This window comes from Amycolatopsis sp. cg9 (assembly GCF_041346945.1).
GTDB lineage: Bacteria > Actinomycetota > Actinomycetes > Mycobacteriales > Pseudonocardiaceae > Amycolatopsis.
On record NZ_CP166850.1, the window covers coordinates 3,461,011 to 3,483,705 of the forward strand.

At 72.2% G+C, this 22,695-nt stretch carries 24 protein-coding genes; 14 read left to right on the top strand and 10 right to left on the bottom strand.

Going from position 1 to position 22,695, the window contains the following annotated elements:
* Nucleotides 1-152 precede the first annotated feature (152 nt).
* Nucleotides 153-725 (top strand): Uma2 family endonuclease, encoded by a 573-nt coding sequence (locus tag AB5J73_RS16685; RefSeq protein ID WP_370970576.1) that lies wholly within the window; start codon nucleotides 153-155, stop codon nucleotides 723-725.
* A 3-nt stretch (nucleotides 726-728) separates the two neighbouring features.
* Here AB5J73_RS16685 and AB5J73_RS16690 read toward each other — a convergent pair whose 3' ends face one another.
* On the bottom strand, nucleotides 729-1,343 hold the full coding sequence (locus AB5J73_RS16690) for a DUF1707 domain-containing protein (RefSeq protein ID WP_370973197.1): 615 nt from the start codon (nucleotides 1,341-1,343) through the stop codon (nucleotides 729-731).
* A gap of 85 nt (nucleotides 1,344-1,428) precedes the next feature.
* Here AB5J73_RS16690 and AB5J73_RS16695 point away from each other — a divergent pair, with 85 nt between their 5' ends.
* Genes AB5J73_RS16695 through AB5J73_RS16705 form a run of 3 tightly spaced genes read left to right on the top strand, consistent with a single transcriptional unit; the run spans nucleotide 1,429 to nucleotide 3,429 of the window.
* Nucleotides 1,429-1,851 carry a protein-tyrosine phosphatase family protein gene (locus tag AB5J73_RS16695; RefSeq protein ID WP_370970577.1) on the top strand — a complete coding sequence of 141 codons (423 nt, stop codon included), beginning with the start codon at nucleotides 1,429-1,431 and terminating at the stop codon, nucleotides 1,849-1,851.
* A 5-nt stretch (nucleotides 1,852-1,856) separates the two neighbouring features.
* The gene (gene upp, locus AB5J73_RS16700; protein WP_370970578.1) at nucleotides 1,857-2,480 is read left to right on the top strand and encodes a uracil phosphoribosyltransferase; all 624 of its coding nucleotides are present in this window, start codon (nucleotides 1,857-1,859) and stop codon (nucleotides 2,478-2,480) included.
* A 4-nt stretch (nucleotides 2,481-2,484) separates the two neighbouring features.
* Complete coding sequence (locus AB5J73_RS16705; RefSeq protein ID WP_370970579.1) at nucleotides 2,485-3,429, top strand: pentapeptide repeat-containing protein; 945 nt, start codon at nucleotides 2,485-2,487, stop codon at nucleotides 3,427-3,429.
* Here AB5J73_RS16705 and AB5J73_RS16710 read toward each other — a convergent pair.
* Nucleotides 3,411-4,811, bottom strand: coding sequence for a hypothetical protein (locus AB5J73_RS16710; RefSeq protein ID WP_370970580.1), 1,401 nt, complete (start codon nucleotides 4,809-4,811; stop codon nucleotides 3,411-3,413). The genes AB5J73_RS16705 and AB5J73_RS16710 overlap by 19 nt on opposite strands.
* A gap of 76 nt (nucleotides 4,812-4,887) precedes the next feature.
* On the opposite strand from AB5J73_RS16710, the gene AB5J73_RS16715 reads away from it, so the two are divergent.
* Together AB5J73_RS16715 and AB5J73_RS16720 are read left to right on the top strand one after the other, a co-directional pair.
* On the top strand, nucleotides 4,888-5,463 hold the full coding sequence (locus tag AB5J73_RS16715; RefSeq protein WP_370970581.1) for an RNA polymerase sigma factor: 576 nt from the start codon (nucleotides 4,888-4,890) through the stop codon (nucleotides 5,461-5,463).
* Entirely contained in the window at nucleotides 5,460-6,698 is a 1,239-nt protein-coding gene (locus AB5J73_RS16720; protein ID WP_370970582.1) for a hypothetical protein, read from the top strand. The genes AB5J73_RS16715 and AB5J73_RS16720 overlap by 4 nt, the downstream gene beginning before the upstream one ends.
* Here the strand turns inward: AB5J73_RS16720 and AB5J73_RS16725 are convergent.
* On the bottom strand, nucleotides 6,671-7,288 hold the full coding sequence (locus AB5J73_RS16725; RefSeq protein WP_370970583.1) for a TetR/AcrR family transcriptional regulator: 618 nt from the start codon (nucleotides 7,286-7,288) through the stop codon (nucleotides 6,671-6,673). The genes AB5J73_RS16720 and AB5J73_RS16725 overlap by 28 nt on opposite strands.
* An 83-nt stretch (nucleotides 7,289-7,371) precedes the next feature.
* Here AB5J73_RS16725 and AB5J73_RS16730 point away from each other — a divergent pair, with 83 nt between their 5' ends.
* From AB5J73_RS16730 to AB5J73_RS16765, 8 genes are all read left to right on the top strand, one after another.
* Nucleotides 7,372-7,773, top strand: a complete 402-nt coding sequence (locus tag AB5J73_RS16730; protein ID WP_086673859.1) for a MerR family transcriptional regulator — start codon at nucleotides 7,372-7,374, stop codon at nucleotides 7,771-7,773.
* A 50-nt stretch (nucleotides 7,774-7,823) separates the two neighbouring features.
* Nucleotides 7,824-8,747 carry an aldo/keto reductase gene (locus tag AB5J73_RS16735; protein ID WP_370973200.1) on the top strand — a complete coding sequence of 308 codons (924 nt, stop codon included), beginning with the start codon at nucleotides 7,824-7,826 and terminating at the stop codon, nucleotides 8,745-8,747.
* Between the two features lie 122 nt (nucleotides 8,748-8,869).
* Entirely contained in the window at nucleotides 8,870-10,411 is a 1,542-nt protein-coding gene (locus tag AB5J73_RS16740) for an NAD(P)-binding domain-containing protein (protein ID WP_370970584.1), read from the top strand.
* Entirely contained in the window at nucleotides 10,411-11,481 is a 1,071-nt protein-coding gene (locus AB5J73_RS16745; RefSeq protein ID WP_370970585.1) for an alpha-hydroxy acid oxidase, read from the top strand. The genes AB5J73_RS16740 and AB5J73_RS16745 overlap by 1 nt, the downstream gene beginning before the upstream one ends.
* Nucleotides 11,478-12,743, top strand: coding sequence for a cytochrome P450 (locus AB5J73_RS16750; protein WP_370970587.1), 1,266 nt, complete (start codon nucleotides 11,478-11,480; stop codon nucleotides 12,741-12,743). The genes AB5J73_RS16745 and AB5J73_RS16750 overlap by 4 nt, the downstream gene beginning before the upstream one ends.
* Nucleotides 12,740-14,020 (top strand): cation:proton antiporter, encoded by a 1,281-nt coding sequence (locus AB5J73_RS16755; RefSeq protein ID WP_370970588.1) that lies wholly within the window; start codon nucleotides 12,740-12,742, stop codon nucleotides 14,018-14,020. The genes AB5J73_RS16750 and AB5J73_RS16755 overlap by 4 nt, the downstream gene beginning before the upstream one ends.
* 64 nt (nucleotides 14,021-14,084) lie before the next feature.
* Nucleotides 14,085-14,732 (top strand): response regulator transcription factor, encoded by a 648-nt coding sequence (locus tag AB5J73_RS16760; protein ID WP_370973202.1) that lies wholly within the window; start codon nucleotides 14,085-14,087, stop codon nucleotides 14,730-14,732.
* Nucleotides 14,729-15,928, top strand: coding sequence for a sensor histidine kinase (locus AB5J73_RS16765; protein ID WP_370970589.1), 1,200 nt, complete (start codon nucleotides 14,729-14,731; stop codon nucleotides 15,926-15,928). The genes AB5J73_RS16760 and AB5J73_RS16765 overlap by 4 nt, the downstream gene beginning before the upstream one ends.
* Before the next feature lie 83 nt (nucleotides 15,929-16,011).
* Here the strand turns inward: AB5J73_RS16765 and AB5J73_RS16770 are convergent, their stop codons facing one another.
* The 7 genes from AB5J73_RS16770 to AB5J73_RS16800 all read right to left on the bottom strand — a co-directional run bounded on the left by AB5J73_RS16770 (nucleotide 16,012) and on the right by AB5J73_RS16800 (nucleotide 22,452).
* Entirely contained in the window at nucleotides 16,012-17,316 is a 1,305-nt protein-coding gene (locus AB5J73_RS16770) for a hypothetical protein (protein ID WP_370970590.1), read from the bottom strand.
* A 32-nt stretch (nucleotides 17,317-17,348) separates the two neighbouring features.
* Complete coding sequence (gene hisS / locus AB5J73_RS16775; protein WP_370970591.1) at nucleotides 17,349-18,638, bottom strand: histidine--tRNA ligase; 1,290 nt, start codon at nucleotides 18,636-18,638, stop codon at nucleotides 17,349-17,351.
* A gap of 26 nt (nucleotides 18,639-18,664) precedes the next feature.
* Entirely contained in the window at nucleotides 18,665-19,054 is a 390-nt protein-coding gene (locus tag AB5J73_RS16780; RefSeq protein WP_370970592.1) for a hypothetical protein, read from the bottom strand.
* 91 nt (nucleotides 19,055-19,145) lie between these two features.
* Nucleotides 19,146-20,315: an amidohydrolase family protein gene (locus AB5J73_RS16785; RefSeq protein ID WP_370970593.1), complete on the bottom strand. Its 1,170-nt coding sequence runs from the start codon at nucleotides 20,313-20,315 to the stop codon at nucleotides 19,146-19,148.
* A gap of 1 nt (nucleotide 20,316) precedes the next feature.
* On the bottom strand, nucleotides 20,317-21,396 hold the full coding sequence (locus AB5J73_RS16790; protein WP_370973205.1) for an MAB_1171c family putative transporter: 1,080 nt from the start codon (nucleotides 21,394-21,396) through the stop codon (nucleotides 20,317-20,319).
* A gap of 133 nt (nucleotides 21,397-21,529) precedes the next feature.
* On the bottom strand, nucleotides 21,530-22,051 hold the full coding sequence (locus AB5J73_RS16795; protein WP_370970595.1) for a hypothetical protein: 522 nt from the start codon (nucleotides 22,049-22,051) through the stop codon (nucleotides 21,530-21,532).
* Entirely contained in the window at nucleotides 22,048-22,452 is a 405-nt protein-coding gene (locus tag AB5J73_RS16800) for an XRE family transcriptional regulator (protein WP_370970596.1), read from the bottom strand. The genes AB5J73_RS16795 and AB5J73_RS16800 overlap by 4 nt, the downstream gene beginning before the upstream one ends.
* Nucleotides 22,453-22,695 lie beyond the last annotated feature (243 nt).

Here is a 22,695-nt window from a genome sequence, read left to right on the forward strand (position 1 = left end):
GTACGACAGTGCGCGGCGTCCGGAGGTGGGTCACCCGGTGTGACGTTCTCGACGGTCTGTGTCACGTCGACCATCTCCGGTCGGGGCAATTCGCCACAACTGTGGTTCTATTTCTGTGACGGTATGAAAGGTACGGGTTGGGAGTTGGGGTCATGACCGCTCTGCCTGACTGGATGGATCTTCCGGTCACTGGCTTGAGTGCGAACGATTACGATGCGTTGCCGGAAGAAGTCTGCCGTCGCATCGAGATCGTTGATGGAGCCATCCTCGTGAACCCGTCACCACGCCGTTCGCACCAGAACTTCGCGCGGCGCTTGGCCCATGCCTTCGAGGATGCTTGCGGCCCGCAGTTCGAGGTCTCAACCGGTGTTGACCTGCGGCTACGAGATGTCCCGCTGCTGAACCGGCGGCCGGACATCGTCGTCTACGACGCGTCGCTGCCCGACGAGGTCGTCCTCAGGCCGGAGTACTGCGTGCTCGTGGTCGAGGTCATGTCCCCGGGCTCGGTCACCGCTGACCAGATCGACAAGCCCGGCGAGTACGCGGCCGGCGGGATCCAGCACTTCTGGCGGGTCGAGAACACCGACGATCCCGAGAAGCTCCGCGTGTTCCGCTACCTCCTCGACCCCACCACCAGGACCTACGCACCCGCGGCCGTGCACGACGGGCCGTTCACCGTGACCGATCCCTTCACGGTGAACGTCGACCTCGCCAAGCTGCTCTGAAGGTCAGCCCTTCTCGATCCGCGGCGGGTCCACCCGCTGGGCCGGCCGCCGGTACACGACCACCCCGCCCCAGAAGCCGAGGCCGTTGATCTTCACCGTCGGTGCCGTCGGGGGCGCGGGCGGCGCTCCCGACTTGTCCTCCAGCACGAAGCCGCCCATGAAGCCGATGCCCGTCACGTCGACGTTGATGTCGTCCGGGACCGTGATCTGGATGCCGCCCATGATCGCGATCGCCGTGATCGTGCAGTGCTTGTCCGCGAACCGGGCTTGGCGCAGGTCGATCTCCGCGCCGCCCCAGAAGGCGATGCTCGTGTGCTGCGGGGGCAGCACCCAGCTGCCCTTGCGGACCGCGCCCGACATGACGCCGATCGACACCGGGGAGCCCGCGTAGCCGCCGATGCGCTGGTCGGGGAAGCCCAAAGCACGGGATGTCGCCGGCTCGACGACGCCCGACGACGCCGGCAGGTCCACCGTCACCGGTTTGAGGTCACCGATGGTCTTCGCCGCGTAGACCGTCGACAGGCGCTCTTCGAGCTCGTTCACCGTGATCCGCCCTTCCGCGAGGGCGTTGTGCAGCACCTGGGCGACGCGCTCGCGGTCGGCGTCGGAGGCCCGCATCTGGTCGGGCGTCAGTTCGCTCACCCGGGGCAGCCTATCGGCGAAAACCACCCTCCGTGTCCACCTTCTGGAGGACACTGCTCCGATGGTGCGATTCCCTGACGGCGTCGAGGTCCGCGGCCGCGGTCTCGGCCGCCCGCGACCCGACGAACCCGAGCCGGATTTCGGGCTCTACCTCGGCACGAGCCGGCTGCGGCGCAAGCACGGCGGGGGTATCACCTGGCCGCACGAATGGGTCACCTGGCCGGACTTCCTGCTGCCGGTGAACAGCGCGGACGCGACAGCCAAGATCAAGGCCCTCCACGAACGAGCCAAGACCGAAACCGTCGAGGTCGCCTGCTACGGCGGTGCGGGCCGCACCGGCACCGTCATGGCCTGCCTGGCCGTCCTCTCCGGCGTCCCGGCCGGCGAAGCCGTCGCCTGGGTGCGAAAGCACTACAACGAACGAGCCGTCGAAACGCCCTGGCAGCGCAGCTGGGTGAAGCGCTTCGCCAAACGGCTAGATTGACCCGCATGGATGTGCACGTCGTCGACCACCCCCTCGCGAAGGCCCGGCTCTCCACGATGCGCGACGCGCGCACCGACAGCGCCGCGTTCCGGGCCGCGCTGCACGAGCTGACCGTCATGCTGGTCTACGAAGCCACGCGCGACGTCCCGGTGAAGACCGAGCGGATCCACACGCCGGTCGCCCGCACCGACGGCTTCAAGCTGGCGAAGCCGCCGCTGCTGGTGCCCGTGCTGCGGGCCGGGCTCGGCATGGCCGACCAGGCGCACAAGCTGATCCCGGACGCGCAGATGGGCTTCGTCGGCCTCGCGCGCGACGAGGAGACGCTCAAGCCGACGCCGTACCTCGAATCGCTGCCGGAGTCGCTCGCCGACCGGCCGGTGCTGGTGCTCGACCCGATGCTCGCCACCGGCGGCTCGATGGAGTACACGATCCGGCTGCTCACCGGCCGCGGCGCCGACGACGTCACGGCCATCTGCGCGCTCGCCGCGCCGGAAGGCCTGGCGCACCTGGAGAAGACCGGCCTGCCGGTCCGCGTGGTCACCGCCAGCGTCGACGAGCGCCTCAACGACTCGGGCTTCATCGTGCCGGGCCTCGGCGACGCCGGTGACCGCCAGTACGGCGCCGTCTGAGCCCTTGCCGATCCTGAAGCGGCGGTGGGTCGCCGCGGCCGGCGCCGCGGTCGCGGCCGTCACCGCCGGGCTGCTGTGGCTGCTGCTGGGCTGGTCCGGGTCGCCGGACGCGCCGGTGCGCATCGACGCGGTCAAGACGGCGTTCGGCGTCGGCGCCGGCGCGGGCGGCGTGTTCGCGCTGTGGCTCGCGACGCGCCGCCAGCGCACCCTCGAACTCCAGCTGGCCGAGACCACCCGCGTGGCCGGCGTGACCGAGCGGGACCTCGAGGAGCGGCGGGTCACCGAGCTGTACACGAAGGCCGTCGAGCAGCTCGGCAGCGACAAGGCGCCGATGCGGTTCGGCGGGCTCTACGCGCTGGAGCGGCTCGGGCAGGACAACCCGAAGCAGCGCCAGACGATCGTGAACGTGCTGTGCGCCTACCTCCGGATGCCGTTCGCGGCCCCGGCCACGGGCCTGCGCGGGCGGACCGGCGAGGAGCTCGGCGAGGACACCGATCCCGAACTGCTGGTTCGCCTGGCCGTGCAGGAGCTGCTCAAGACGCACCTGAGCCACGACGAACCGGGCTACTGGCCGGGGATGTCGGTCGATCTGCAGCGGGCCGTCCTGGTCGACTTCCGGCTGAGCGGCTGCACCCTGGCCGCCGCGGACTTCAGCCGCGCCCGGTTCGTCGGCGCGGTCCACATCCGCGGCACGACCTTCACGCGCCGGGCGGGGTTCTACGGCACGGAGTTCACCGACATCGCGAACTTCGACCGGTCGGTCTTCGCGGAGGGCGCGTTCTTCTCCTGGGCGCACTTCGCCCGGGACGTCCGCTTCACCCGGATCCGCTCGGGCGGCCCGTTCGAGTGCTCCCACACGCGGTTCGACGGGGGAGCCGACTTCGAGGGCGGCGAACACCAGGAGCTCGACCTCGCGGACGCGCGGTTCCCTCAGGACGGCACCAGGTAGAGCTCCTGCGGCCCGAGCGTCGGCGCGTCGAGCGTCCAGTGGGCCAGCGCGTCCGGCGGTGGTGCCGGCAACCGGCGCAGCACCAGGTCGGGCCGCCGCGGCCGGACGTCGAAGTCGAAGAACGCGTAGTCCACGCGCAGTGCCGCGCGGAGCCAGCGGTTGCCGGCCCCGCGGGCTTCGATCGCCGCCGGCAGCAGGCCGCGGTCGGCGAAGACGTCGACGATCGCGCACTCGCAGGTGTAGGCCAGCACGCCGATCTCGCCGGCGCTGCCGATCACGCGGCCACCGGCCAGCGCGCGGAGGTCGCGGCCGATCTCGGTGTACTTCGCCGTCGAGGCGTAGTTCGACGTCAGCGGGGCGAACTCGCGCGGCAGTCCCGGCGCCGCGTACGCGACCGCGGAGGCGACGACCACCGCGAGGACGGCACCGGTCGCGACGCGGTGCGAAGCCGCCCAGGCGCAGGCGAACAGCGTCGCCGCGGTGATCCCCGGGCCGTAGTACCAGTGGTACGGCGGAACGGTCAGCAGCACGTACACCCCGTGGTACAGCGCACCGCCCAGCGCCAGGAGCGCGAACGGCCGCGGCGCGCGTCGCCGCACCGCGAGCGGCACCACCGCCAGCGGCAGGAACGACAGCACGGTCGTCCACAGCGCGGTCCGGGCGTAGAAGAGCGGACCGTCGGCGAAGTCCCAGCCACCCCACGCCCGCTGCGCGCCCTGCAGCGTCTTGATCACGAACGTGTCGGGCACCGCTGCGCCCAGCACGACCCAGCTGAAGGCGAACCACGGCACCGCGACCGCCGCCGCCCCGAGCAGGGCCCGGCCGGAGCGCAGCGAGAAACCCAGGACGACGGCGAAGACCAGCAGGTCGAGCCGCACGAGCACGAGCACCCCGGCCGCCGTCCCGAAGGCGAGCGGCCGCCGCGCGGTGGCGAACACCGTCAGCCACGCGAGCACCGCGGCGCCCAGCGCGACCTCCAGGCCGAGGGACGAAAGCAGCAGCGGGTTCACCGTCAGCGCCGCGAACGCGAGCGCCGGGAACCACCGCGGCAGCGCCGTGCCGAGCCGGCGCAGGGCCAGGACGAGCGCGACCTGACACAGCACGTACAGCACTCCGGCCGCGAAGACGGCATCGCGCAGCACGAACGTCAGCGCGGCCAGTGCGAGGACGTTCGCCGGGGACGTCGCCGAGTTCGACGTCGCGTCGGCCAGCAGTCCCCAGTGCCCGTGGAACGCGAGGTTCCGCGCGTAGGCGAGGGTGATGAAGGTGTCGTCGACGAGGTGCGGCCGAGCCAGCGCGAACACCACCGCCGACACGCAGGCCGCCGTCACGGGCAGCCGCCGGCCGCGGGTCTGGTGGTCCGTGGTCCGGACCTGGTGCATGATCACGACCGGAAGTGGCCGCCCGGTGCGCGGAAGTTGCGCGCAACGTTCCCGCCGCGGCCGGCCACTGAAGGGTGTGACCAGCCATGCGACGGGGGTGCCGGTGGGCGACCGTGCCCTGTGGGACCGGGCGGCCGACGGCGACGAAGCGGCCTTCGGCGAGCTCTTCGAGCGGCACGTCGAAGCCGTCTGGAACCACGCCTACCGGCTGACCGGCTCGTGGGCCGCCGCCGAAGACCTCACCTCGAGCACCTTCCTCACCGCCTGGCGCCGCCGCGCCGACGTGACGCTGGTGCGGGACAGCGCCCTGCCCTGGCTCTACACCGTGGCCGGAAACGCCGCCCGCGACGAACACCGCGGCGCGAGACGGCGGCTGCGGCTGCTCCGGAAGATCCCCGACCCGCCGGTGGTGTCCGACCACGCCGACGCGGTGGCCGAGCAGCTGGACGGCGAGCGGCGGCTGCGCGAGGTCGTCGAAGCCGTGCGGACGCTGCCGAAGGCGCAGCGCGCGGTCGTCGAGCTGTGCCTGCTCGGGGACCTGAGCACCGCCGACGCGGCCGCGTTGCTGGCCGTCGCCGAGGTCACCGTCCGCGCCCACCTGTCCCGGGCCCGCGCACGACTGCGCTCGCTGCTGAAGGAGACGGAGAAATGAGCGACGACCTCGGCCTCCCGCCCCGGCGCGCGCTGCCCGACGGCGTCCGGGCCCGGCTGCGGGCGGAAGTCCGTGCGGGAGCGGGGAAACCGCGGCGGTCGAAGCACGCCTGGTACGCCGCCGCGGCCGCGGTGCTCGTCCTGGCCGCGGGTGCGGTCGTCGTGACGCGGCAGCTGCGGCAGCCCGCCGAGGTGGTCCCCGCGGCGCCCGGTGGGCTGGCCCTCGACGGCGAGCTCGCGACGGCGTCGCTGGACCGCTGCTGGGCCGCGGTCCGGGCGGCGGGCAAGACCGACCGGGTCCCGCCGCGCGCGGACTGGGTCCCGCTGTTCACCGAGGAGCTGAACGGCGACGCGGTGGTCGCGGCCACCGCGGCGGGCAAGCCGATGTTCTGCGAGACGACCGTGACGACGGTGACGCTGTCGGATCCGGGCGCCACCCCCGCCTACGCGCCGGGCACCGGGTCCGGGCTGCTGCTGCACAGCGCGACCGGGCTGGTCGGCGGGGTGATCGACCCGAAGTGGGCGAAGGCGGTCTTCTCGACGAAGACGGCGGGCGGTACCTCGGGGGCGAGCGACGTCGGCTTTTCGCCGGTCAGCCGCCAGTTCGCGGTGTTCACCCGCACGGTCCCCGCGCGGACGGAACTGGCCGTGGGGGACGGCCTGGACGGCCGGCCGCGGCCCACGCTGCCCGCCGCGCCGGCACCGCTGCTTTCGGTCACCGACCGGCCGGCCGGCGCCGAACGCGGCTCGGCCGCGGGCGAGGCGCTGGGCGACTGCCTGGCCGGCGCGGAAGAGGTCATCCCGGACGCCGCCGCCTACCGGGCCGGCCCGCTGCTGGCCGAGGCCGGGTACGAAGTGGTGCTCGGCCGCCTGGGCGACCGGGTCGCGGGCTGCACGATCGAGCCGGGGCCCTCGGGGCAGCGCGTGCGCGCCTACCCGGACTTCTACGGTCCGCGCCAGCCGGTGCGCACGCTGGTGTTCGACTCGCTGGGCGCGACCGAAGCCGGTGGCGGGCCGAACCGGCCGCGGACGCCCTTCGCGGCGGTCGTCCCCGGCGCGGCGAGCACCGTGTCGGTCGACTTCGGCGGCGGTGCCACGGCGGACGCGGCCGTGACCGACGGGATGTTCGCCGTCTGGCTGCCGGCGGGCCAGTACGAGGCGGACGCGAAAGCGCACGTCGTCGCCCGGGACGCCGCGGGCACCCTCGTCTACGACGGATCGCTGCCGGTGTTCTGAGGCCGCAGCCAGCCGGACGCGTTCGCGCGCAGCGCCCGCTCGTACGAGCCGGTGACGTCGAACCCGTCCGGCAGGTTGCCGGTCAGCTCCAGCGAGACGAGGCCGTGCACGATGGCCCAGCAGCCGACCGCGACGGTCTCCGGCGGGACGTCGGAGAAGACGCCGTCGGCGATGGCCCGGCGGATGACCGCCTCGAGGGGCTCCAGCGTCTTGCGGGCGAGCTTTTCGGCGTCTTCGTTCGGCTCGAACCCGGGGACGGACCGGCTGAACATGATCCCGTACAGGTGCGGGTCGGCGAGCGCGCTCGCGCGGTAGGCGCTGCCGAGCGCGACCAGGTCGTCGACGGCGTCGCCGGTCAGCGCGGTGCCCGCCATCCGGGCGCCGAACCGGCGGAAGCCCTCGGTGTAGAGGGCGTTCACCAGATCGGGTTTGCTGCCGAAGAGGGAGTACACGGCGGTGGTCGACGTCCCCGCGTCGGCGGCCAGCTTCCGCAGGGAAAGCGCCTTCGGCCCGTCGGCGGCGATGAGCTCACCGGCGCGGTCGAGGAGCTTCAGCCGGAGCGCTTCGTCGTGCGTGCGGGGTCGAGCCATGCACGCAGCGTATCGCAACGCTGTTATGAATGGCCAGACGAGCAGTTGACCTGGAGTGCACTCCAGGTCGTAGTGTCGAGCTCATGAGCTACTCGATAGCGGAAGCCGCTCGACGTAGCGGACTGTCCATCGACACCCTCCGGTACTACGAGCGCATCAAACTGCTCGACCCGCCCGCGCGGGACACCGCGGGCCGCCGGGCCTACTCGGACGACGACCTGAACTGGCTCGGTTTCCTGACCAAGCTGCGCACCACGGGGATGCCCATCAAGAGCATGCGCGAGTACGCGTCGCTGCGCCGCCACGGCGTCGCCAGCGCGGGCCGCCGCAAGGCCTTGCTGGTGGAGCAGCGGCGGTCGGTGGCCGAACGGATCGCCGAGCTGCAGGGCTGCCTCGACATCCTCGACTACAAGATCGACAACTACGCACAGGTCGAGCGCAACGTGCTCGGCGTGGAACCCGGCAGGGAGGAAATTTCCGCGTGAAGACCAGGAAGCTCGGCGGACTGGAAGTGGGTGCCCAGGGGCTGGGCTGCATGGGGATGAGCCAGGCGTACGGCGTCCGCGACAACGACGACGAGTCGATCGCGACGATCCACCGGGCGCTCGACCTCGGCGTGACGCTGCTGGACACCGCGAACGTCTACGGCGGTGGCGTCAACGAAGAACTGGTCGGGCGCGCGATCGCCGGCCGCCGCGACGAGGTCGTGCTGGCGACGAAGTTCGGCATCGTGTGGACCGACGGCTCGATGGGCGCCCGCGGCGACGCGGCGTACGTCAAGCAGAGCTGCGACGAGTCCCTGCGGCGGCTCGGCGTCGACCACATCGACCTCTACTACCAGCACCGCGTCGACCCGGACACCCTGATCGAGGAGACCTGGGGCGCGCTGGGTGAGCTGGCCGAGGCCGGGAAGATCCGGTACGCCGGGATTTCCGAGGCGAGCGCCGCGACGATCCGCGCCGCCCACGCCGTGCACCCGGTGACGGCGCTGCAGAGCGAGTGGTCGCTGTGGACCCGGGGGATCGAGGGCGAGATCCTGGACACGTGCCGGGAGCTCGGCATCGGCGTGGTGCCGTTCTCGCCGCTGGGCCGGGGCTTCCTCACCGGCGCGGTGACGTCGGTGGCGGACCTGCCCGAGGACGACATGCGCCGCGGCCTGCCGCGCTTCGCCGAGGGCAACTTCGAGCGCAACACGGCGATCGTCGACGCGCTGCGGAAGCTGGCGGAGGAGAAGGGCGTCACGGCGGGGCAGCTCGCGCTCGCCTGGGTGCAGTCCCACGGCGAGGACGTCGTGCCGATCCCGGGCACCAAACGCCGCAAGTACCTCGAGGAGAACGTGGCGGCGGCTTCGCTGGAGCTGACGGCCGGCGACCTGGCCGCGATCGAGGCCGCCGCCCCCGCCGACGCGATCGCCGGCGAGCGCTACCCCGAACGCCTCGCCCGCGCCGCCGGCCGGTAACGCCGCACTTCCACCAGGGGCTCGCACTTTCACGTGAAAGTGCGGCTCTGAGGCTTTTCTGAGATCTCCGGAGCAGGCTCGGCGCCGATCAAGCGGTCGGTGCCGAGCCTCAGGAGGTCGTCGTGGCGGAGGAAGTGCTCGATTATCTGGTGGTCGGCGCCGGGCCGGCCGGGCTGCAGCTGGGGCAGTTCCTCGGCCACGCCGGGCACCGGTACCTGGTGCTGGAGGGCGGTTCCGCGCCCGGGCACTTCTTCGAGACCTTCCCGCGGCACCGGACCCTCATCTCCATCAACAAGAAGCACACCGGCTACACCGACCCGGAGCTCAACCTCCGGATGGACTGGAACTCGATCCTCGCCGACGGCGACGCCGACCCGGTCCTGTTCACCGACTACAGCGAAAAGCTCTTCCCGGACGCCCCGGACCTGCTGCGCTACTTGGCCGATTACGCCGAGAAGTACCAGGTGAACGTCCGTTACGACACCCGGGTGACGCGCATCCGCCGCGATCCGGAAAGCGCTCTCTTCGTTCTCACCGCCGGTGACGAAGAGTTCAAAGCCAGGCGGCTCATCATGGCCACCGGCGTCACCAAGCCGTACCTCCCGCGGTTCCCCGGCGTCGAGCTGATCGACCAGTACGTCGACGTCGGCGTCGACCCGGCCGAGTTCACCGACCAGCGCGTCCTGGTGCTCGGCAAGGGGAACTCCGCGTTCGAGACCGCGGACAACCTCATCGAGCAGGCCGCTGTCGTGCACGTCGGCGGCCCGCGGCCGGTGAAGCTGGCCTGGCGCACCCACTTCGTCGGCCACCTGCGTGCCTACAACGCGGGCATCCTCGACATGTACCAGCTGAAGCTGCAGCACGCGATCCTCGACGGCGACGTGCGCGAGGTCCGCAAGGACGCCGACGGCTACCACGTCAAGTTCGCCTTCGCCCGCACCGACGAGGTGATCAAGGAGATCCGCTACGACCGCGTGATCGGCTGCACCGGCTTCCGCTTCGACGCGGAACTGTTCGACGAGGACTGCCGCCCCGAACTCACGATCGACGACCGCTTCCCGGCGCAGACGCCGAGCTGGGAGTCGGTGAACGTGCCGGACCTGTACTTCGCCGGCACGATCACGCAGGTCCGCGACTTCAAGAAGGCCACCAGCGCGTTCATCCACGGCTTCCGCTACGGCGCCCGCGCGCTGGTCAAGGTGCTGAACGAGCGCTACCACGGCACGCCGTGGCCGAACACCGAGCTCCCCGCCAAACCGGACGCGCTGACCGACGCCGTGATCACCCGGATCAACCGGACTTCCGCGCTGTACCAGCAGTTCGGCTTCCTCGGCGACGTCGTGGTCGTCGACGGCGACACCGCCCGCTACCTCGAAGAGGTGCCCGTGGACCGGGTGCTCGACGACCCGCCGGAGGACGCCTACGTCGTCACCCTCGACTACGGCCCGGACCACGACAAGATCGACCCGTTCGACTTCGTCGCGCGCGCCGCGCAGGACAAGGCGAACGACCACGGCGAGGGCCACTACCTGCACCCGATCGTCCGGCACTACCGCCGTGGCGAGCTGGTCGCCACCCACCACGTCACCGAGAACCTCGAGAACGAGTGGGACAAAGAGGTGCACGTCGAACCGCTGACCGCGTTCTTCTCGCGGGAGCTCTGATGCGCACCATCGCGGAGTTCGAGGCGGCCGCCCGCGAGCGCCTCGACCCGGCGCACTACGACTACTTCGCGGGCGGCGCGCAGGACGAGATCACCGTGGCGGAGAACGAGGCCGCGTTCCGGAAGCTGCGGCTGCTCCCGCGGGTGCTGCGCGGCAGAGACAAACGGGACCTGAGCGTCGAGCTGCTCGGGACGTCGTCGTCGATGCCGATCCTGGTCGCCCCCACGGCGTTCCACCGGCTCGCGCACGCCGACGGCGAACTCGCCACGGCCCGGGCGGCGGCGCGGGCGGGCACGATCATGGTCGTCAGCATGGCCGCCACCACGGCGATCGAGGACGTCGCCGCGGCGGCCCGCGAGGTCGCGCCGGACCCGGGCCTGTGGTTCCAGCTCTACCTGCAGCCGGACCTGGAGTTCACCGAGGCGATCGTGCGCCGCGCGGAAGCGGCCGGGGTCAAGGCGTTCGTCGTCACCGTCGACTCGCCGGTGCTCGGCCGCCGCGAGCGCGACGACCGCAACGACTTCCACGACCTGCCGTCGGGGCTGGTCGTGGAAAACCTCCGCAACATCGGCGAGAACCGCAGCGGCGGCAACGCCAGTCATGTCCGCGACATCGTCATGTCGGCCGGGCTGAACTGGGACCACATCGCGTGGTTGCGCGGCAAGACCAAGCTCCCGGTGCTGATCAAGGGCGTGCTGCACGCCGAGGACGCGCGGCTGGCCGTGCACCACGGCGTCGCCGGGATCTTCGTGTCCAACCACGGCGGCCGCCAGCTCGACACCGTGCCCGCCACCGTCGACGTCCTGCCCGACATCGCCACCGCGGTCGGGGGTGCCGTCCCGGTGCTGGTGGACGGCGGGATCCGCCGCGGCACGGACGTCGTCAAGGCGCTGGCGCTCGGTGCGGACGCGGTCGCGGTCGGCCGTCCGATCGTGTGGGGCCTGGCCGCGGGCGGGCGCGAAGGCGTCACGCAGGTCTTGGAGCTGCTGCGGGAGGACTTCGACCAGGCCCTCGCCCTCTGCGGCGGGCGGCACCCGGCCGACCTGACCCCGGACCAGGTGCGGCGATGATCGGCAAGGTGCTGGCGGCGGCCGCCGCGCTGACCGCGCCCGCGTGGCTGCCGAGCCGGGTCGTGGCGCTGCGGATGAAGATCTTCTCGCTGGTCAACGGCCAGGAGACGGTGACCATCCCCGGCGAACGGGTCGGCGTCGAGGACTTCCGGCGCGTCTACGCCGACCCGGCGGCGAACGGCCGGAGCCGCGGCGCCGCGCTGTCCGACCTGTTCTGGTACTGGCTCGCGCCCGGCCCCGAGGTGCACCAGGAGCACCTCGAACCCGGGCCGCGCTACGACGAGGTCGCCAAGTGCACCCGGCACATCCTGGTCCGGTCCAAAAAGGACTCCGAGGACCTGGCCCGGCGGGTGGCGGCGCACGTCCTCGACGGCGTCCGGCCGGGGCTCGTCCGGCTGCGCGACGAAATGATGCCGATCTGGGCCGAGCTGTACTACGAGCTGGTCTTCGAGGAGCCGTGCCCGCCGGAGGCACGGGACCTGATCGTCGCGCACGCCGACGACGTCGTCTCGGCGCTGAAGTGCGTGCGGCCGCGGAACATGCGCCGCCGGGCCCGGCTGACGAAGTACCTGCGGCGGCGCCTCGGCGACGTCCCGCACCCGCTGCCGCAGTCCCTGACCCCCGAGGAGCAGGCCTACTACCTGCAGGGCACGTTCTTCAACACGGCCGTGGTGCAGATGTCCGAGGCGATGGCGCACCTGCTGATGATCATCGCCAAGTCGCCGGACACCCAGCGGCGGCTCGCCGAGCACCCGGACGACGACGCCCACCTCGACCGCGTCATCGACGACGGCCTGCGCCGGTACCCGCTGTTCGGCATCGCGCACCGGATCTCCACCGCCGACATCGAGCTCGCGGACCTGACCATCCCGGCGGGCACGGTGCTGTGCTTCAGCTACCCGGAGTTCGCGGCCCAGTCCGAAAAGGACGCGTTCATCCCCTTCGGCGTCGCGCAGAACCGGGCCTGCCCGGCCCGCGGGCTCGCGCCGCCGACCATGCGCGTGGTGACGCGCGAAGTGCTGCGCCGGTTCAGCCTCGCCTCCACGGCCGGCCACACGCGGTCGATCCCCAACCGCGGCCCGGCGCTGCTCACCCCGCGCGGCGCCCGGCGAAAGCGCTTGCCGCTGCTCCGGCTGGCGGTGCGCGACCGCTGGGAAGACGTCTGGCGCAGCTTCGCCCAGCTCGTGTTCGGCACGTACATGGTTCTCGACGCCCGTCGCCAAGCCTTGTGCACCACCTACTTCGCCGGAGGTAACCGATGAGCCCGTCCGAGGCGGCACCCACGTTCTTCCTCGCCGTCGTGGCGATCCTCGTCGTGGTCCGGCTGGTCTGCCTGGTCGCGGTCAAGCTCGGCCAGCCGCCGGTGGTCGGGGAGATGATCGCCGGCGTGCTCCTCGGTCCCTCGCTGTTCGGGCTGGTGCTGCCGGACGTCCAGGCGGCGCTGTTCCCGGACGCGATCCGGTCGCTGCTCTACGTCGGCGGCCAGATCGGCCTGGTCATCTACATGTTCGGGGCCGGCTACGAGTTCAACCTGGGCAGCATCATGAAGTCGCGGAAGTCGGTCGCGGCGATCTCCTCGGCCGGCACGCTGGTGCCACTGGCGCTCGGGATCGGGGTCGCGGTCCTCGGCACGACCTGGGTCGGCATCGGCAAGGAAGGCGTTTCGCCGGTGACGTCGGCCGCGTTCGTCGGGGTGGCGGTGGCGATCACGGCGTTCCCGATGATGGTCCGGATCATCACCGAGCGCGGGATCGGGTCGACGCGGTTCGGCTCGCTGGCGCTGGCCTGCGGCGCGCTCGACGACGTCCTCGCGTGGCTGCTGCTGGCGGTCGTGCTGGGGATGCACGCCGGGTCGCTGGGGCCGATCGCGCTCGCCCTCGGCGGCGGGCTGCTGTTCGCGCTGCTGGTGTTCATCGTCGGGCGGCGCCTGCTGGCCCGGGTGATGGGCAGCGACCGGGTGAGCGTCGACCAGCGGGTGCTGATCACCGCGATGACGTTGTTCGCGGCCGCCTGGTTCACCGACACCATCGGGCTCTACGCGGTGTTCGGCGCGTTCACCGTCGGGGTGGCGTTCCCGCGCGGCGCGGCCTCCGACGCCGTGCTCGCGAAGCTCATGCCGATCGGGTCGATCGTGTTCGTCCCGCTGTTCTTCACCTATTCCGGCCTGAACACCCGGTTCGCGCTGCTCGCCGACCCGAAGCTGCTCGCCTTCGCGCTGGTGACGGTGGCGGTGGCGATCATCGGCAAGCTGGGCGCGTCCTGGGGTGCGGCCCGGCTGGCGGGGGAGCCGCCGGCGATCGCCACGCGCGTCGGCGTGCTCGTCAACGCGCGGGGGCTGATGCAGCTGATCGCGCTCAACGTCGGGCTCGCCGCCGGGATCGTCTCGCCGGCGTTGTTCACGGTCCTGGTGCTCGTCGCGCTGGTCACCACGATCATGACGGCGCCGGTGCTCGGCTGGCTCGACCGGCGCGATGCCCGCAGGGGGAGCAGCGAGGTGCTCCTGATGGCCGAACCGGTGCCGGTGAGCGGGAAAAGTTGATAGTTCAAATTTAGAAAATCACTGCCAGTATGGACTCGTGCACGATGGGGCGACGAAACCGCGGGTGCTCGTGGTCGAGGACGACCGCGAACTGGCGGGCATGCTCGCGGAGCTGCTCGGCGACGAAGGCTACGAAACCGAGGCGGCGCACGACGGGCAGCGCGGCCTGCACCTCGGGCTCACCGGGCGGTACGACGTGATGATCATCGACCGCCGCCTCCCGGTGCTCGACGGCCTGGAGCTGGTGCGGCAGCTGCGGGCCAGGGCGGTGACCACGCGGGTGCTGGTGCTCTCGGCGCTCGGCGAGCTGGCCGACCGCGTCGGCGGGCTCGACGCCGGCGCCGACGACTACCTCGTCAAGCCGTTCGAAGCCGAGGAGCTGCTGGCCCGCCTGCGCGCGCTGGGCCGGCGCGACCTCGAAGGCGCGGAGTGCCTCCCGCTCGGCACCGCGGCCCTCGACCTGCGGCGGCACGAGGTCGTGCTGCCGCGCGGCGAGCGGATCACGTTGTCCGGGCGGGAGTTCGAGCTGCTGCGGACCCTGGCGCAGCGGCCCAAGGCGATCCACCCTCGGGCGGCGCTGCGGACGAACGTCTTCGCCGACTCGACCGGAGAGTCTATTGTGGACACCTACGTGTACTACCTGCGGCGCAAGCTCGGGCGGGACGTCGTGCGGACCGTGCACGGCCTCGGGTACCAGATCGGCGCGGTGTGAGACCCGGCGGCGACCCCGAGGACCGGGCCCTGCGGCGGGCGCGGTGGGCGATCACCGCGCAGATCTCCGTCGTGGTGTCGCTGCTCGTGGCGGTCGCGGGCGCGATCGCGTACGGGATCCTGCTGGCCGGGCAGCACGCCGACGCCGACCGGGTGCTGGCCCGCACGATCCAGCTCGGTCCGGCCGAGACCCCGCCCGGCTGCGTCTGGCTGTTCACGCCGGTGCTGCACGCGCCCGCCGGACCGCCGCCGGCCGGGATGCCGCTGGCTTCCCTGGCGTCGACCGTTCCCGCGCCCGGCGACGTCCACACGGAACGGCGCCCGATCGGCGCGATGACGTACACGATCCGCGTGGAGAACCGCGGTGGCGTCGTTTCGCAGGCGTACTTCGAGGAGGTCTACCAGATCCAGGACCGCTCGTCGCTGGTGTTCGGCCTCGGCGTCGCGGAGGTGCTCGCGCTGCTCGCGGCGGTGCTGTGCGGCCGGGTCATGGCCGGCCGCGCGATCCGGCCGCTGGCCGACGCCCTGCGGCGGCAGCGGACGTTCGTCGCCGACGCGTCCCACGAACTCCGGGCCCCGCTGACCCGCCTGCACACCCGCGCCCAGCTGCTGGCCCGGCGCGCGTCGGGACGGGACGCCGACGACCTCGACCAGCTGGTCCGCGGCACCCGGGAGCTCGGCGAAGTCGTCGAAGACCTGCTGATGTCGGCGCAGGCGGGAGACCGGTCCTCGCTGGAGCTGGTGGACCTGGGCTCGCTCGCGGAAGAAGCGGTCGCGGCGGAAACGGACCGCGCGGGGGAGGGCCAGGTCCGGCTCGCGGTGACCCGCGAGCGGCGGCCGTACGTCGTCCAGGGCGTGCCGACGGCGTTGCGGCGGGTGCTGTCGGCGTTGCTGGACAACGCGCTCGGCCACACCCCGCCGGGCGGCTCGATCGAGGTGTGGCTGGGCGTCCCCGACGAGCGGCACGTGGAGCTGCGCGTCCACGACACCGGCGTCGGCTTCCCGGCGGCCGACGCGGACCGGATCTTCGAGCGCTTCGCCCGCGGTTCCGACGGCGACGGCCGCCGCTTCGGCCTGGGCCTCGCATTGGTGCGCGAGGTGGTGAACGGCCACGGCGGCACCATCGCGGCGGCGGGCCGGCCGGGCGCGGGAGCGACGTTCACGTTGACGCTGCTCCGCGCGGACGCGGCCACGTGATCGGGATCGGGCGGGCCGAGCGTCGGGCGGATCGAGCGGGCCGTGACCGGTTGATGTTGCGCCGTGCGGATGCGGCCACGTGATCAGGCGCGGAACCGGGCGGACCCGAGCATCGAGCGGATCCAGCGGGCCGTGGCCGGGTCGAGGCCGGTGCAGGCGGTCTCGATCTCGGTCCGGAGCCGGGCCGGCGGTTTGGTGTAGACACCGGCCAGGTGCTGGTGACACGACCGCAGGTCCTGCTCGGCGTCGGCGCCCAGGTCCGCGTCGGGCAGCAGCGTCAGGTTCGTGTGCAGGCGCAGCCAGGTGTCGCGGTCGCGGAGCAAGGCCGCGCCGGCCCGCCGGGTGTGGCGCGGGAGCCCCGGCGCCAGCAGCTCTCGCAGGGCGGGCACGCCGACGAGCGCGGGCTTGCCGCGCAGGAACGCCACCACCTGGCGGGTGACCGCGGGCGACGGGTCGGTCAGCAACGGCCGCACCGCGGCCGATTCCGGCGCGATCCGGCGCAGACCGCGGACCGCGAACGCGCGGACCCGGGGCCGTTCGTCCGCGAGGTGCTGTTCGAGCCGCCACGCGTCTTCGGCGGTGCCGGTCTCGCCGAGCCCGGCGATCGCGCCGGGCGAGGCGGGCAGCGTCCGGTAGTGCGCGGCGGGATCGCCGCCCGCCTTGAGGACGAGGGCCTGGGCCATCGAGCGGACCAGGGAGGAGCGGTCCGCCAGGTGGTCTTCGACGGTGGCCTCGCCGACGAGCGTCAGCGCGCGCAGACGGACCTTCGGCGACCCGGCGGCGAGGAGTTCGCCGACGAACTCGCCGCGGTCGAGCAGCGCGGTGCCGCACAGCGTCCGGACCACGAGGTCGTGGTCCCGCCGCGCGATGTCCAGCAGCCGCTCGCGGGGGAGCAGGCCGAGTGCTTCGGCGTGTGCCCAGCGGCGGCTCGCGCGATCTTCCAGCGCCAGTGCGGCGTCGAGCATGCGGGGCAGGTTGTCGCGGAACAGCGTGGTCATCCACGCGTCGACCTGCCGCCGCGCCAGGACGGCGATGAGCGGCAGCATCGCCCGGAGCGCGGAATCGTCCAGTTTGGACAGCGTTGCGGCCCGCGCCGCCGCCCGGACCGGCTCCACCCAGTCGACGCAGCGGATCAGCAGCAGCGGCAGCGCTTCCGGCTGGCGGCCGGCCGCCAGCCGCTCGACCGCGGCCTGCCGCACCCGCCCGTCGCCGTGGCAGGCGGCTTCCGCCAGCACCTCGCGCGGTGGCCGGCGGCCGAGGCCGGCCCCGCGAAAGACGAGATCGGGTCGCCACCAGCGCCGCACGGCGAGGTCGAAGTCCGCCCACCGGCGGACGTCACCCCCGGCGAGCGACTCCAGCTCCTCGAACGAAAGCGGCGCATCGAACACCCCTTCAGCGTGCCAGGGGCGTCGAGCGGGTTTCAGGCCAGCAGCGCCTGGACCGCCGCGGGGGCGTCCGCGATCGCGACCGGGTTCTGCTCGCGCGTGGCCAGGCTGCGGACCGTCACGTTGCCGGCCGCCCAGTCCTCCTGGCCGACGATCACGACCGCGACCGCGCCCGCCTTGTCCGCGCGGGTCAGCTCCTTGCCGAGCTTGCGGTGCTCGATCGGCGTCGACGTCCGCAGACCCGCCGCGCGCAGCGCCCGCGCGACCGTCCTGGCCTCGTCCGCGAGGTCTTCCGTCACCGGGATGACCATGACGTCGACCTCGCTGCGCGGCGCCGGGGTCAGGCCGTGGGTGGCGAGGAAGTCGATCAGCGTGACGTCGCCCATGCCGAAGCCGATGCCCGGGATCTGCTGCGGCGTGAACATCGACGCGAGGTCGCTGTACCGGCCGCCGCCGAACAGCGCGCGGCGGTTTTCCGGCGAGGTGTCGAAGACCTCGAACACGGTCGACGTGTAGTACGCCAGCCCGCGCACGATCATCGGCTCGTACTTCACCAGGTCCTTGGCGCCGCTGTTGAGCACCTTGACGAGGTTCGACTGCTCCCGCACTTCGGCGGGCAGCTCGTCGAGCAGCGCCTCGCCCATGTCGAGCGTCTCGGCCAGCTTCTCGAACTGCTTGTCCGACAACCCGATCTCGCCGGCGCTCTCGGCGAGCTTCTCGCGCGGGTACTTCTCCCACCGGTCGACCAGCGCGAACACCTGCGCCAGGTGGTCCTCGGACACCCCGGCGACGTCGGTGAGCGCCGACGTCAGCAGGTTCCGGTCGTTGACGCGCAGCACGAACATGTCCGGCGTCGCCCCGAGCGCGGCCATCAGGTCGTGCACCAGCTCGAAGATCTCGATCTCGCAGTTGGCGCTGTCCGACCCGAAGATGTCGGCGTTGATCTGCCAGTGCTCCCGCACCCGCCCGCGCTGCGGCGCCTCGTACCGGTGGCAGTTCGGGTGGCTGTACCAGCGCACCGGGAAGGAGAGGGACTTGGCGCTCCCGGCGATCATCCGCGCCACCGACGGCGTCATCTCGGGCCGCAGCGCCAGCCGCCGCCCGCCCTTGTCGGTGAGGGTGTAGAGCTGCTTGTCCGCGATCTCCTGCCCGGACTTCCGCTCGTAGATCTCGGCCGACTCGAGGATCGGCCCGTCGTAGCGGAGGAAGCCGCGGCGCTCGAGGACGTCGTAGAGATGACCGAACACCTGGGTCCGCACGGACATTTCGGCGGGCAGGAAGTCCCGGGTCCCCTTGTAGGGCGCGGTCGGCAGGTATTCAGGCACGTCGTCAAGCTTAACGACCGGTTTCGTCAGGCGAAGGCGACCCCATAGGCGGTGAGCAGCACCGCGGCGGCGAGGAGGGCCGCACCCGCCGTCGTGACGCGGCCGCCGAGCTTGTTCTGGTTCGGGAGCAGGTGGAGGAAGAAGCCGCCGGACTGGGCGAGGATGCCGAAGAGCAGCAGGAAGCACGTGATCCAGACGGTGGTGCCGGTCAGCGTCGTGCGGCTCAGGATCTGGAGCGCGACCAGCGCGAGGACCAGGAGGACGCCGGCGTGGGCGTGGCCGGCCCGGAACATCGCGCGCTGGTGTTCGGTGAGCTTCCGGTCGCGCAGCACGCCCATGAGGGCGTAGCCGCCGTACATGACGGTGGGGAGCGAGACCAGGGCGATCACCGTGAAGAGCTGGGTGGGTCCGTGCATCGGGGGACTCCTCGGGTTGGGGTGGCGCTAACAGTAACACTGTTTTAAAACGCTGTCACCAAACTGGGCATTCCCTGCTCGGGTCGCCGGTCTACGCGGCGCGCCCCCGAGCCAGCACGAGCAGCGGGTTGCGGAGCGCGGCGAGCGACGCCAGCGGATCCCCTTCGACGACGAGCACGTCACCCGCCAGCCCGGCCTCGAGCCGGCCGGTCACCGCCGACAGCCCGAGCCCGGCCGCGCTGTCCTCGGTCGCGATCTCCAGGATCCGCCGCCGCGGGAACCCGAGCCACTCGTACAGCTCCAGCGCCCCGACCGGATCGTCGAACACCGATCCCGGCAGCCCCGCGTCCGTCCCGGCCAGCAACCGGACCCCGTGCTCCTCCAGCCACGGCAACCGCCCGTACATCGCCTCCGCCGTGGCCTCGCCCAGCTTCTCGACGATCACCCGCCAGTTCCGGCTGCTGGTCGAGCACGCCGAAATCCCCTCGGCGGCCATCCGCGCCGCCACCGAGTCCCGTCGGTCGAAGGTCCGCGGGCCGGTCAGGAAGCTGCAGTGCTCCACCGTCGACACCCCGGCCGACACCGCCGCCGAAATCGCGTCGGCGCCGTGGGCGTGCGCCGCCACCGGGAGGCCGTGCGAAGCCGCGTGGGAGACGATCACCGACAGCCGGCGGGCGTCGAACTGCGACTCCCACATGTCGGCGCCGCCCTCGGTGAGCTGGCCGCCGCTGGCCATCACCTTGATCACGTCCGCGCCCGCCGCCGCGTTCTCGTCGATCAGCTCGCGGATCGCGGAGTCCGACGCGACCGCGCCGCCGAAGAAGTGGCAATGGCCGTCCGGCACCGTGATCGGCGGGCCCGACACCAGCAGGCGCGGGGCCGCCACCGAGTCCGGGAACGACCGGCGGACCGCCGCGCCCAGGTGACCGCGGTCGCCGAGGTCCCGGACCGTCGTCACGCCGCTGCGCAGCATCGACGTCAGCCGCGAGCGCGCGTCCTCGACGGGAAAACCATCGGCGGAAAAGTGCGCCAGCACCTCCCGGGACGCGTCGAAGGCCAGGTGCACGTGGACGTTGAACAGCCCGGCCAGCGCGGTCCCGGTGGGGAAGTCGTGCCGGACGGCGTCCGGCGCCGCCTGCGCGACGACGTCGGCCCGCGGGCCCGCCGCCACGATCACGCCGTCGCGGACCAGGACGGCGCCGTCGCGCACCGGGGCCGACGGCCGGGGCAGGACCCGGCCGGCCGTGATCAGCGTGTCCACGTCAGGAATCCAGCGCGGCCGACAGCGCGAGCAGCGGCCGGACGTCGGATTCGATGTCGTCCGCGAGCGCGGGCAGGACCTGCTTGGCGCGGCCGTCGGTCTCCTCGCCCGCCGCGTGCCGCTCCAGCGCCGCCTTCAGCGCGGCCGCCGCGGCGCCCGGGTCGGTGGCCACGACCTCGCCGAAGTCCGCCGCCAGGTACGGCGACAGCTGGACCAGCCCGTCCCGGATCTCGATCACCCGCCGGTAGTGCACGCGGTGGATGCCACGCGGCGAGAACCGGTCGCGGCGCGGCGGGGTCCGTAGCACGATGCTGGGGAACGCGCGGACCAGGAGCGTCCACAGTGGAGCGAGGGTCTGGTGCTCGCGCCGGTGCTGGCGGCGGCGCCGCAACGCCGAAAGCCGCGCTCGCACGCCGGGGTAGGTCATGCCGGCCAGGAACAGCATCCCGCCGATGATCACGAACGGCACGCCGAGCAGCAGCAGGACCTTCACCACCGGCCCGAACGCCCACGCCACCACGATGTACAGCGCGCGGAAGATGCTGCCGGCCGCCGCGCCGGCCATGCCGATCGCGCTCAGCTTGAGGCCGATCCGCAGGTTCCGGTCGGCCACCCGCAGGTACCGCACGATCCACGCCGAGCACGCGATCAGGCCGTAGATCAGGTACAGCCCGGCACCGAGGTAGAAGAGGGCGACCCCACTGTCGTGGACCGTCGACGGCCCCAGCGGGAGGCCGCGCAGCTCCGGCGGCGTCACGGCCATCGCGACGATCATCAGCGCGATCGCCGCCAGCAGCGGCACCAGCTCGGCCGTCACCCGGCGGTACCGGCGGGGGCCCAGCGTGGAGCCGAGGAAGAAGATCACCAGCGCGCAGATACCGCACGCCAGCAGCGCGTTGTTCGCCACCCGGGCCGCGCCGCGGCCGAGGAGCGCGTCCACTTCGTCGGAGATCGTCGTCTGCTGCAGCAGGAACGCCGTGGCGAACCCGGCCACGCACGCCGTGACGGCCCAGTTCGGCACCGTCGGCGCGCGCTGCACCTGGTAGATCCGCCACGCGAGCGCGGCGGCGAACAGCACCATCGCGATCAGGTTCACGGGGCTGACTGTGCCGTCGGTTGCCAATCCGGCGGCAGTCACGGCGGAAACCCCTGCCTCGTGCGGATCGGCTGCGGACCGTGTCCGCCTGCTTTCGGCCGGATCGGCGACAGTGTGCTCACAACCACCCTTGGTGATCGCCGAGCGCCCCCTGGATCCGGCGGAGATCCCGGTCCGCAGCGCGCCGCGGGATCGTGTAGTTCAGGACCGACGCCCACTCGAGGATGATGGTCGCGACGGTCTCGGCTTCCCACTCGTGCGCATCATCGTAGGACGAGCGGCGCAGGGCGCGGTGCACGGCATCCGGGTCGAGGTCGGTCGCCGGGCCGCGCAGGAAGTCCGCCGGCTCGGCGTCGCCGTGCGGGTGGTGGTCGGCCAGCATGTGCCCGAGCTCGTGCAGGATGATGTGGTCCTGGTGCGATTTCGTCGTTTCGGCCTGGTAGAAGATGTAGTCCGCGGACGTCGTCGCGATCCAGCAGCCGAACGGCCCCGGCACTTCGAGCGGGTACGCCATCAGCCGGATCGGCTTGCCGCGCCGCTCGCCCAGCCGCGAGCACAGCACCTCGACGTCGAGCGGGGGGCCGATGTCGAGGTCCTTGAGCAGCTTCCGGCACCGGCGGCGCAGCTCCCGCTCCTTCATCGCGCCGCGTCCTCCGGATTCCGGCCTTCGCGTTCGGCCCGCTCGTAGCGTTCGACGAGGTCGAGGAGGTCCATCACCTGACGGCGGCCCTGCGGCGACAGCTCCTGCGCCCGCATCGCCATCAGCTGGGCCTCGCCCGCCGGCGGCGCGGCCGCCTCTTCGTCGAAGAAGTACGTCACCGGCACGCCGAACAGCCGCGCCAGCGCCTCGACGTAGTGGATCTTCGGGTTGACCCGCTTCCCGGTCGCCAGCTGCTGCAGGTAGGCGGGCGACATCGCCGGCCCGCCCGCGCGCTCGACGGCCGCGGAGATCTCCCGGTAGCTGTGCGGCGCGCGGCCGTCCAGCCGGGCCGCCTCGATCAGGGCACTCAGCCGTTCCGCGAAGGTGCGTTCCCGTGCCATCCCCGCCCCCTAGGTTTCCGCCGTGAAAATTCTAGCCGGGAAACCACTGTACGCACACGTTGACAGCTATCGTATGCAGTGGTTTACAGTTGGCACGCCTCTCGCCCGGCGGTCCGTGCCCTGGGGGTGTACGGAACAGCTGGGCGAGGGGCTTGTCGTGCCTCCGGCTCGTCATGATCGGCGGTCTGTAGTACGCTGCACAGGCCAAGGTCGATCGCCCTCGGGTGGGTCCCTTGGCAACGG

What these genes read in the sequence shown, in the direction of transcription:
- AB5J73_RS16795 (WP_370970595.1), bottom strand. Translation starts at nt 22,051, where the DNA reads ATGAAGGAGCGGGAGCTGCGCCGCCGGTGCCGGAAGCTGCTCAAGGAC.
- AB5J73_RS16755 (WP_370970588.1), top strand. Translation starts at nt 12,740, where the DNA reads ATGAGCCCGTCCGAGGCGGCACCCACGTTCTTCCTCGCCGTCGTGGCG.
- AB5J73_RS16745 (WP_370970585.1), top strand. Translation starts at nt 10,411, where the DNA reads ATGCGCACCATCGCGGAGTTCGAGGCGGCCGCCCGCGAGCGCCTCGAC.
- AB5J73_RS16730 (WP_086673859.1), top strand. Translation starts at nt 7,372, where the DNA reads ATGAGCTACTCGATAGCGGAAGCCGCTCGACGTAGCGGACTGTCCATC.
- AB5J73_RS16735 (WP_370973200.1), top strand. Translation starts at nt 7,824, where the DNA reads ATGGGGATGAGCCAGGCGTACGGCGTCCGCGACAACGACGACGAGTCG.
- upp (WP_370970578.1), top strand. Translation starts at nt 1,857, where the DNA reads ATGGATGTGCACGTCGTCGACCACCCCCTCGCGAAGGCCCGGCTCTCC.
- AB5J73_RS16780 (WP_370970592.1), bottom strand. Translation starts at nt 19,054, where the DNA reads ATGCACGGACCCACCCAGCTCTTCACGGTGATCGCCCTGGTCTCGCTC.
- AB5J73_RS16800 (WP_370970596.1), bottom strand. Translation starts at nt 22,452, where the DNA reads ATGGCACGGGAACGCACCTTCGCGGAACGGCTGAGTGCCCTGATCGAG.
- AB5J73_RS16790 (WP_370973205.1), bottom strand. Translation starts at nt 21,396, where the DNA reads ATGGTGCTGTTCGCCGCCGCGCTCGCGTGGCGGATCTACCAGGTGCAG.
- AB5J73_RS16690 (WP_370973197.1), bottom strand. Translation starts at nt 1,343, where the DNA reads ATGCGGGCCTCCGACGCCGACCGCGAGCGCGTCGCCCAGGTGCTGCAC.
- AB5J73_RS16725 (WP_370970583.1), bottom strand. Translation starts at nt 7,288, where the DNA reads ATGGCTCGACCCCGCACGCACGACGAAGCGCTCCGGCTGAAGCTCCTC.
- AB5J73_RS16695 (WP_370970577.1), top strand. Translation starts at nt 1,429, where the DNA reads ATGGTGCGATTCCCTGACGGCGTCGAGGTCCGCGGCCGCGGTCTCGGC.
- AB5J73_RS16710 (WP_370970580.1), bottom strand. Translation starts at nt 4,811, where the DNA reads ATGCACCAGGTCCGGACCACGGACCACCAGACCCGCGGCCGGCGGCTG.
- AB5J73_RS16720 (WP_370970582.1), top strand. Translation starts at nt 5,460, where the DNA reads ATGAGCGACGACCTCGGCCTCCCGCCCCGGCGCGCGCTGCCCGACGGC.
- AB5J73_RS16685 (WP_370970576.1), top strand. Translation starts at nt 153, where the DNA reads ATGACCGCTCTGCCTGACTGGATGGATCTTCCGGTCACTGGCTTGAGT.
- AB5J73_RS16750 (WP_370970587.1), top strand. Translation starts at nt 11,478, where the DNA reads ATGATCGGCAAGGTGCTGGCGGCGGCCGCCGCGCTGACCGCGCCCGCG.